This is a genomic window from Draconibacterium sp. (assembly GCF_041583095.1).
Taxonomy (GTDB): domain Bacteria; phylum Bacteroidota; class Bacteroidia; order Bacteroidales; family Prolixibacteraceae; genus Draconibacterium.
Map to the genome: position 1 here is coordinate 1 of NZ_JBFHGM010000225.1, position 8137 is coordinate 8137.

Genomic DNA, 8137 nt, shown 5'->3' on the forward strand with positions numbered 1-8137 from the left:
CCGATTGTTGGTCCGTGGTAGCCGTTGCACCAGGTTACCCAGTAGCGGTCTTCAATCCAGGTAACACGTGGATCGTACTTGTAATCCGATTCGATCATATCCGTATTTCCGGCAACCATTTCAATGGGTTCATGATTGATCTCCCAATTGATTCCGTCCTTACTAAAGCCGGAAAAAATGTTCATTTGCACAGCTTTGTTATCGCAGCGAAAAACGCCGGCAAAACCATCTTCAAAAGGAACAACAGCACTGTTGAAAATACTGTTTGATGTTGGAATTGCATAGCGGCCAATTACCGGATTTTGCGAGTAACGCCACATTGCGTCGGTGCAACCTTGCGGGCGTTCTTCAAAAGGGATGTTTACTTTTTTAGTCATTTTTAGTCATTTTTATCTGTTTCTATTGTTTCTTCATCAACATTGTCGGGGTGTCCGAAAGGAACGAATCGTGCAGCAATAAATATGGGGATTGTGGCCACCAACACCCATGCAAAAAACAATTTGTAGCCTAGCCAGTCGCTGAAATAACCACTCAGCATCGACGGCACCATAAACCCAAGATTCATAATTCCGGTGGCAAAAGCGTAGTGTGCCATTTTGTATTTTCCGGGAGCTACCTGCTGCATCATAAACAGCATCAGTCCAACAAAACCAAAACCATAACCAAAATACTCAAATACCACTGCTCCGCCAATTAGAAAAAGGCTTGATGGCTGGTAATGGGCCAACAATGCATACACCAAAAAGGGAATATTAAAGGTGCTAACTAAAATAAGCAAAGCTCGTTTTAACCCGCGACGTGCAATAAAATAACCGGCTAATAACGATCCGGCAACAAATGCTCCGGTTCCGAAAGTTCCATAAACAACGCCAATTTCGGTGGTTGTTAATCCCAATCCGCCATCGGCAACGGCAGCTTTAAAAAACAGCGGTGCAATTTTTATGGCAAATCCTTCGGCAAAACGGTACAATACGATAAAAGCAATGTACCAGTAAATGTATTTTTTCTGAAAAAATGTTCTGAGTACATCCAAAAGTGTGTCAAATCCTTCTTTCAGACTTTGTACTTCTGATGTTGATGCTTCTCCGCCCGGTAGCATACGCGAGTGATAAAGACCTACCAAAGCCATTACGCCACCAATTCCAAGCATCACGGCTACCCAGGCATTTACCACGCCCATTTGTTTTTCAAGAATTCCGGCGATGGTAACAAACCCTCCATAGGCCAAAAATTTACCCACATTGTACGACGCTCCCTGCCAGCCAATGTATCTGGCCTGATCTTTTGATGAAAGCACACTGAGGTAAACACCATCTGTTGCAATATCATTGGTGGCACCACTAAAACCAATAACACCAAGCAGTGCAATGGTGTAGGCAAAAAAGTTGGGTAACGGAAGTGCAAAAGCAATCAATGCAAAAGTTATTGCGGTAATAAACTGGCTGGTAACAACAAAAAACTTCTTCGATTTAAACATTTCCAAAACCGGGCTCCATAGTGGTTTTAAGGTCCATGGAAGCATAATCAGCGAGGTCCAGAAGGCGATCTTGGAATCCGAGATCCCCATATTTTTATACATGATAGCCGTTGACTGTGCCAGCACCATAAAAGGCAAACCCATTGCAAAATAGGCTGTTGGAACCCACATGGCCGGACTGGCAACTTTGTTTGTTGCTTTTATCATTGATGGTTTTAGTCGTTAAAGATTAAAGCCGGAAAAATAGTGTTTTTATTTTATGCAAACTTGTTAAAGACAGTTTAAAAGTACGCGCGAACAATTCTAATTCAAGTATTGATGGGCAGCTTTGGCGCGACTTATAAAAAAAAGGCCTCCGTTAACGAACAGAAGCCTAAAAACTGAAAAATTGTATTAAGTAGAATTATTTATAAAAAGGTAGTACGATATAAGTGTATATAATGCACCCCATACAAATGCCTGCAGCAAACTCAAGTGATGCAAAAAATACCAGCATGCCGGCTACAACAATGGCTGCCGTGTTTAGCTGCGCCAAGAACAAACCGACAATTATTAGCGACATTACAAAACCCAATCGGGCAGCAAAAATCTTTGGTGCTTTTGCAATTGGTTTCTCTTTTAAATTCAATGCATTCGACAAACAAGAACTAACATAGCTAATCGGGCTAAGCTTTACCTGCGTAAAAGCACGCATAAAAAAGTCGGCCATCAGCACAATCAAAAAGATTGACGAATCCATTACAAAAGCTGTTATTATCAGTAAAATACCGATCAGTGCGTTTATGCGGGTAATTTTTTCATCCACCACATCTTTCGATATGGGGCAAACCAATTGTCTCATAACTGTCGTGTTAATAGTTGATGCAAATAAAATACAAAATGCTCTTTTAATTTTAAAAAGGATTGATTACACTTTAATTCCTTACAAATAATTAACAAAGTCTGTCATTCGTCATCATATAAAAGTTGAGTGTGGCTATATTTAGCTTTTCAAAAAAATAAGCTTGTCACCCCTGTTTTTTGGGGATATAGATCATAAAAAACTGTAACAAAAGCAGTCCGGGGCTGATTTTTGTATTGCCATTGACCGACTGCGTAAAAATTTTTGAACGAATGAAGATTAGAAAAAAACTGAGTTTAAGTTTTGTTTGTTTGGTGCTTATTCAGTTGTGTGCTCTTAATAGTCGTGCACAACAAAACGAGCCGGCAAAACCTGTTTTTAAAGATGGGGAGGTACAAATTGTAAAAGCGTTTGAAGATCCGGCTTACTGGATTCGCGAAGACCTGTGGGTGGAAACCGAATTTGATTCGGATGGCGATGGCCTTTTAGACCGTATGCACGTTGATGTTACACGTCCGCGGCAAACCGAAAGCGAAGGATTAAAACTACCGGTAGTTTATAACTCAAGCCCGTATTTCGCAGGTACGGCCGGTAATAATCCCGAATTTTTCTGGGATGTTCATCATGAGCTTGGCGAGCAACCCAAACAACATGTACACCCACCCGAAGTTCAGCGCCGCGGCGAAAGACCAATCATTTCAAAAGGGCATGTAGATACCTGGGTACCTCGAGGTTATATTGTTGTGCATTCATCATCGCCCGGAACAGGACTGTCGGATGGTTCGCCAACTGTTGGCGGCGACAACGAATCGCTGGCTCCAAAAGCGGTAATCGACTGGCTTTGCGGACGTGCCAAAGGCTACAAAACCCGCCGGGGAAACGAAGAAGTTGAGGCTTACTGGTGTACAGGAAAAGTGGGGATGACCGGAACTTCGTATAACGGAACTTTGCCGCTGGCAGCTGCCACTACAGGTGTTAAAGGACTGGAAGCGATTATTCCGGTAGCGCCAAACACATCGTATTATCATTATTACCGATCAAATGGTTTGGTTCGTTCTCCGGGAGGCTATTTAGGAGAGGATGTAGATGTGCTTTTCGATTTTATTCACAGCGGCGATCTGGATAAAAGAGCCTATGCTCGCGAGCACATTCGTGATGACGAAATGAAAAACGGACAAGACCGCGTTACCGGAGATTACAACGACTTTTGGGCCGGCCGCGATTACCTGAACGATATGGAACCGATGAAAGCGGCACTTTTAATGTCGCACGGATTTAACGATTGGAATGTTATGCCCGAGCATAGTTACCGTATTTACGAGGCTGCAAAAGCAAAGGGAATTCCTGCCCAAATTTACTATCACCAGAACGGACATGGCGGACCGCCACCGGTTAGCATGATGAACCGTTGGTTTACCCGCTATTTGTTTGGGGTAGAAAATGGCGTGGAAAACGATGCAAAAGCCTGGATTGTTCGCGAGGACGATGAGCGCGAGAAGCCAACACCGTATAAAGACTATCCAAACCCGGATGCGAAGCCGGTAACTTTCTTCTTAACTTCGGGAGCACCGGAGAAAGGCGGTCTCGTAATCGAAAAACCATCGAGGCAGGCAGCTGAAACCCTTGTCGACAACTATTCATTTTCGGGTGAGGCACTGGCACAAGCCGAAATTACCGGGCACCGGTTAATATATGTAAGTCCGGAGTTAAAAGAAGATCTGCATATTTCAGGAAAAGCAAAAATTACCATTAAGGCAGCCAGTAGCAAACCGGCAGTGAATCTTTCGGTTTACCTGGTTTCGTTGCCCTGGAGTAATTCACAGTGGCGCAAACCAAAAATTACCGATAATCTGATAACCCGCGGTTGGGCCGATTTGCAGAACTATAAATCGTTACGCAAAAGTGAACCGCTAAAACCGGGTAGGTTTTACGAAATGACTTTCGAACTGCAACCCGATGACCAGGTGATTAAAGCCGGACAACAAATCGGGCTCATGATCTTTTCGAGCGACCGCGATTTTACACTTCGACCAAAACCCGGAACTGAATTAACGGTTGATTTGAACGGAACAAGCATTGAAATTCCGGTAGTTGGTGGGGCAGAAGCTTACAATAAAGCCATTCAATAAAACGAGTTTCAAAATATTAGTTGAATGAAACAGCGATTATTTATAGCAGTAGTGTTGCTTGTTTTTGGATTGAATGTGGCTGCACAAAAAACAAATTTTACACGCCAGGATTCGTTGCGTGGCAGCATAACACCCGAACGGGTTTGGTGGGATCTTACTTATTATTATCTGGATGTGAAGGTCGATCCGGCTGATAGTACAATTTCCGGTAGCAACCTGATTCAATACAAGGTTTTAGAGCGTAATCAGTTGATGCAGATCGACCTGCAACCGCCAATGAAGATTTCGCGAATTACACAAAATGGCACGACGCTCGATTATACACGAGATGGAAATGCCTGGTTTATAAGATTGGAAAAAGAGCAAAATCCGAATGAAGTTAATGAACTCCTGATAGAGTATTCAGGAAAACCAAAGATAAGTAGAAGACCTCCGTGGGATGGCGGTATTAGCTGGAGGAAAGATGAAAATGGCAACGATTTTATTGTAAATACCAACCAGGGCGATGGTGGCAGTTTGTGGTGGCCATGTAAAGATCATCCCTACGATGAACCCGATAGTATGCTGATAAGCGTAACTTTTCCCGATCATTTAATGGATGTATCGAACGGCCGTTTACGCGGTGTGGAACAAAACGCCGACGGCACAAAAACGGCTCACTGGTTTGTAAACAACCCGATAAACAACTACGGTGTAAACATTAACATTGGAAATTATGCCCATTGGCACGAAGTTTTTAAAGGCGAAAAAGGTAACCTTGATTGCGATTACTGGGTGCTGAAGCAAAACCTGGAAAAGGCAAAAGAGCATTTTAAACAGGCGCCGATGATGCTGGAAGCTTTTGAGCACTGGTTTGGCCCCTATCCGTTTTATGAAGATGGTTATAAGTTGGTGGAAGTGCCGTATCCGGGTATGGAGCACCAAAGTTCAGTGACTTACGGGAATGGTTATCGTAATGGCTTTGGCAACCGCGATATCAGTTATTCGGGCTGGGGTTTTAAATTCGATTTTATTATCATTCACGAGTCGGGACACGAGTGGTTTGCCAATAATATTACCAACTGGGATGAGGCTGATATGTGGATTCACGAAAGTTTTACCAATTACTCAGAAAATCTGTTTGTGGAGTACCACTGGGGCAAAAAAGCAGGTTCCGAGTATATTCGGGGAAGCCGTATAGGAATTCTAAACGACCGGCCCATTATTGGGGTTTACGGCGTAAATTACCCGGGATCGGGCGATATGTACCCCAAAGGAGCCAATATGTTGCATACGCTGCGACAGGTAGTCAACGACGATGAAAAATGGCGTGGTATTTTGCGTGGTTTAAATGAAGAGTTCTATCATCAAACCGTAAAAGCAGAGCAAATCGAGGGGTATTTAATTAAACATACCGGGCTTGATCTACAAGGCTTTTTTAACCAGTATTTGCGCGATACCCGAATCCCAACTTTTGAGTACGCGATGATTGATGGTGGGCTGCAGTACAGGTGGACAAATTGCGTCGACAATTTTAAATTGCCACTGAAGGTATACATTAACGGAGAGCCTCATTGGTTAAATCCTTCCAGGCGCTGGCAATATTTCAACTCCAACGAAAAAGTAAAAAAAGTAGAAGTTGATAAAGATTTTTATGTAGCCGGTTTTAAGGTGGTAGATTTATAACAGCAAAAGAGCCTTACATTGATCTTTTCAGACAAGTAAGGCTCTTTTTATATTCGAATTGGTTAGGAGACTGGAACTGATATTGTTCCGTCCATAAAAATTTCCAGTAAATCGCCCGATTCATTAAAAACAGCAATTCGTTGTTTTTCAATCCACATCGCGCAAAGTGGACCGCAGTAATCCATCCAGTATAAATCAAGTTTTACCACATAAACGGATTCAAAACTTTGAGGATCTAACGTTTCTCCCCTTGAATTTTTATCCGGAGAAGTGTATGCATCGTGAAAGCTAACATTGGCGGAATAGGTAAACTCGGCTGTAATAAAGAAAACATCCTCTTTGTTAGCGTTGAAATCGTCGATTAATGTCGTGTAATAATCAATGGCTTCGGTGGTTATGCAGTAAGGAATCAACACGCCATCAAAATGGTTGTAGTACCAATAATCTGTCTCCGGCACTTCCATTCCCGACCATTCGGTGGCAGCAACAACATTTTCGCGCGGAGGATAGTACGATTCGGCTTTTGTGATCAGCTCGGCTTCAAAAGTGTTATCCGAATTTCGTTCAATTAACTTGGTATAACTGCGTTCCGGCATTTCCAGTTCATCATCTGAACCGTTACTACACGAAACAAAAGCCACCATTAACAAACATAACAGGAAAAAGTAGTTAGCTCTCATTCTCTTTGTTTAGTAATCAGATGGGCAATGCTAACCAAAGGTTGCGTGGCTTATTAATTTTATTGTTGCAACACCTGTCTCATTCAAAAATACCATAAGTATCGCGCAAAATACTTTTCCTCTACTCATTGTGAAAGCAATGCGAACATTTGTCATAGTGTGAATTTGAGAATTTATTACATTCACATGCTCATAAAAAAATTGCTTAAATGTTTCGGAAAGAGATTTACATCGAACGAAGAAAAGTTCTAAAGGAGAAAGTTGGGGAAGGATTGATTTTGTTGTTTGGAAACGACGAATCATCGATGAATTATGCTGATAATACCTATCATTTCAGGCAAGACAGCACCTTTTTGTATTATTTTGGAATTCAGCATCCGGGTTTGGCTGCGGTAATCGATATCGATAACGACAGGGAGATTATTTTCGGAAATGATTACACCATCGATGATATTGTGTGGATGGGGCCACAGCCTTCCATTGCTGGTCGTGCCGCCCAATGTGGTGTGTCAACGGTTTTCCCCATGAAAGAACTGGCGTTGGTGGTGGAGAAAAGCAAGAAGATTCATTTCCTGCCGCTATACCGCCCCGAGAATAAAATAAAGTTGCTCGAGCTAATTGATGTGGCACCAAAAGATGTAGCCAACACGTACTCGTTGGAGTTGGTAAAAGCCGTTGTTAGCCAGCGTGAGATAAAGTCACAAGAAGAGATCGAACAACTGCATCAGGCGGTTAACGTATCGGTTGATATGCACATTGCAGCCATGAAGTTTGCTCGTCCGGGAATGACGGAAGCGCAGGTAGCAGCCGAAATCCATAAAGTAGCACTGGCAGCCGGTGGAAACATTGCGTTCCCGATAATTGCCACAAAAAACGGACAAACCTTGCACAATCATTTTCATGGTAACACCATAAAAGAAGGCGACTTGTTTTTGGTTGATGCAGGTTACGAAAACGAATTGTGCTATTCGGGCGATTTGTCAAGTACTTTTCCGGTGAGCAAAAAATTTACACCCGAGCAAAAAGATATCTACGAAATTTCGCTGTCCGGACACGAAGCAGCCATCAGCGCCCTCAAATTAAACAAACCCTATAAAAACGCGCATATTGCTGCGGCAACCACCATTTTCGACGGGCTAAAAGCAATGGGTTTCACAAAAGGAAATGCCATGGATGCTTTTGAGGCGGATGCACACGCTTTGTTTTTTCCCTGCGGAACCGGGCATATGATGGGCATGGATGTACACGATATGGAAGATCTTGGTGAAGTTTGGGTGGGTTACGACGGCCAGCCAAAAAGTACACAGTTTGGGTTGAAATCGCTTCGTTTGGCAAAACCGCTGAG

Annotated in this window: 6 protein-coding genes and 1 pseudogene; 3 read left to right on the plus strand and 4 right to left on the minus strand. The window is 42.9% G+C overall.

The genetic code is table 11. From position 1 onward, the window contains the following. The 3 genes and pseudogenes from ABZB17_RS17235 to ABZB17_RS17245 form a co-directional block, all read right to left on the minus strand. A pseudogene (locus tag ABZB17_RS17235) lies at positions 1–377 on the minus strand (glycosidase); the annotation flags it as partial. Positions 378–379: 2 nt separating this feature from the next. Next, entirely contained in the window at positions 380–1684 is a 1305-nt protein-coding gene (locus ABZB17_RS17240) for an MFS transporter (RefSeq protein WP_372651937.1), read from the minus strand. Between the two features lie 196 nt (positions 1685–1880). Beyond that, a complete protein-coding gene (locus tag ABZB17_RS17245; RefSeq protein ID WP_372651939.1) occupies positions 1881–2318 on the minus strand; it encodes a DUF4395 domain-containing protein in 438 nt (145 codons plus the stop codon). A 272-nt stretch (positions 2319–2590) separates the two neighbouring features. Between ABZB17_RS17245 and ABZB17_RS17250 the strand changes: the two genes are divergently transcribed. Both ABZB17_RS17250 and ABZB17_RS17255 read left to right on the plus strand, forming a co-directional pair. Then, positions 2591–4447, plus strand: a complete 1857-nt coding sequence (locus ABZB17_RS17250; RefSeq protein WP_372651941.1) for a Xaa-Pro dipeptidyl-peptidase — start codon at positions 2591–2593, stop codon at positions 4445–4447. Positions 4448–4471: 24 nt separating this feature from the next. Beyond that, positions 4472–6112 (plus strand): M1 family metallopeptidase, encoded by a 1641-nt coding sequence (locus tag ABZB17_RS17255; protein WP_372651942.1) that lies wholly within the window; start codon positions 4472–4474, stop codon positions 6110–6112. A 62-nt stretch (positions 6113–6174) separates the two neighbouring features. Here the strand turns inward: ABZB17_RS17255 and ABZB17_RS17260 are convergent, their stop codons facing one another. Next, positions 6175–6792: a hypothetical protein gene (locus ABZB17_RS17260; protein ID WP_372651943.1), complete on the minus strand. Its 618-nt coding sequence runs from the start codon at positions 6790–6792 to the stop codon at positions 6175–6177. A 209-nt stretch (positions 6793–7001) separates the two neighbouring features. Between ABZB17_RS17260 and ABZB17_RS17265 the strand changes: the two genes are divergently transcribed. Then, positions 7002–8137: aminopeptidase P family protein (locus tag ABZB17_RS17265; RefSeq protein WP_372651945.1), on the plus strand; the 1136-nt coding region annotated here is incomplete at its 3' end.

Bases quoted from the DNA above. Each gene is read 5' to 3' on its own strand.
- ABZB17_RS17240 (WP_372651937.1), bottom strand. From the start codon at position 1,684: ATGATAAAAGCAACAAACAAAGTTGCCAGTCCGGCCATGTGGGTTCCA.
- ABZB17_RS17245 (WP_372651939.1), bottom strand. From the start codon at position 2,318: ATGAGACAATTGGTTTGCCCCATATCGAAAGATGTGGTGGATGAAAAA.
- ABZB17_RS17250 (WP_372651941.1), top strand. From the start codon at position 2,591: ATGAAGATTAGAAAAAAACTGAGTTTAAGTTTTGTTTGTTTGGTGCTT.
- ABZB17_RS17255 (WP_372651942.1), top strand. From the start codon at position 4,472: ATGAAACAGCGATTATTTATAGCAGTAGTGTTGCTTGTTTTTGGATTG.
- ABZB17_RS17260 (WP_372651943.1), bottom strand. From the start codon at position 6,792: ATGAGAGCTAACTACTTTTTCCTGTTATGTTTGTTAATGGTGGCTTTT.